A 1,271-nucleotide genomic window follows, 5' to 3' on the forward strand; every position below is an offset into this window, starting at 1 on the left:
GCCCTCGACGGTGAGCGCCGAGGTGGCGTCGCACAGGTTCGTGACGGCGCCGAAGCCCAGGCGCGGCGAGCGCGTGGGCGCCGACACCGACCTGTCGTCGGCCTGCCCGCGCCTGGCGGCGTGGCCGCGCTGCTGCAACGGGTGCGGCCGCTACCGCGCGATGGGCTGCAAGCGCCGCCCGCACGTCTTCTACGAGGCCCGCGCCGCGCAGCTGTGTGCCGACTCGGTGCTCGTCTCGTCCAGGCGCGGGATCGACGCCGACGAGCCGGCCGCGGCGGCGAGGCTGGAGGCCATCAGGGACTGCCTGCGCCGGGGGCTCTCGCCCGAGCAGATGGCCGCATGCAACGGAGGGCCGGTGGACCTGTCGCCGTCGACCATCTACCGCTGGGTCGCGGCGGGCTACGACGGCATGACCAACATGGAGCTCAGGCGCAAGGTCGGCTACAGGCCGAGGAGGCGCGCCGCCGTCCGGGCGGCCACGCGCCACTCCGCCCGCAGGTCATACGCCGCGTTCCTCGCCCTCGGGGAGGACGCGTGCGCCGCGGCCTGGGAGATGGACACCGTCGAGGGCGCCCGGGAGGACTCGGCCTGCCTGCTCACGCTGCTCCACCGCCCCAGCAGGCTCCAGCTGGCGCTCCTGCTCGGGGAGAAGACCTCCGGGTGCGTCGCGGCCGCCCTGGAGGGCGTCCGGGCGGTCCTCGGCGCAGACGGGACGCGCCGCGTGTTCCGCGCCGTGCTCACCGACAACGGCGCCGAGTTCTCCGACGAGGGCGCGATCGCCGCGCTCCTCGGCGAGGGGCCCGGCGAGACGAGGCTGTTCTACTGCGACCCGCGCCGCAGCGACCAGAAGGGCGCCTGCGAGCGCAACCACGTCGAGATCAGGAAGCTGCTGCCCAAGGGCGCCGGGCTCAGGTTCGACCGGCTATCCCCGGCCGACATGGCGCTCGCCATGTCGCACGTGAACTCCGAGCCCCGCGGCGCGCTCGGCTTCTCGACGCCCGCGCGCGCCTTCAGGGCGATGCTCGGGGACGATGCGGCGGCGCTGCTTGACGCCTACGGCGTGGAGGATGTGCCTCTGGCCGAGCTCGACCTGACGCCGGGACTCATCGAGAGGGCGCGCGCAGAGAGGGGCGATGCCCCGCTGGCCTAGCCTGAAGGCAAAACGGAATAGACTGACCGACCGTCCGGCTGAGTCTGGAAAGAGGTGCCGGGCGGAGGGCGGAGCATGGCCACCGGACCCATCGAAACACATCTCCACCGTTCCTTCAACT

Annotated in this window: 1 protein-coding gene; it reads left to right on the forward strand. The window is 73.3% G+C overall.

Annotated features, from left to right (window positions below):
- A partial coding sequence (locus I2D41_RS02940; RefSeq protein WP_195363489.1) for an IS30 family transposase occupies positions 1 to 1,150 on the forward strand: 1,150 nt, incomplete at its 5' end.
- Positions 1,151 to 1,271 lie beyond the last annotated feature (121 nt).

Source organism: Collinsella aerofaciens (genome assembly GCF_015552075.1).
GTDB classification, from domain to species: Bacteria; Actinomycetota; Coriobacteriia; order Coriobacteriales; family Coriobacteriaceae; genus Collinsella; species Collinsella aerofaciens_Y.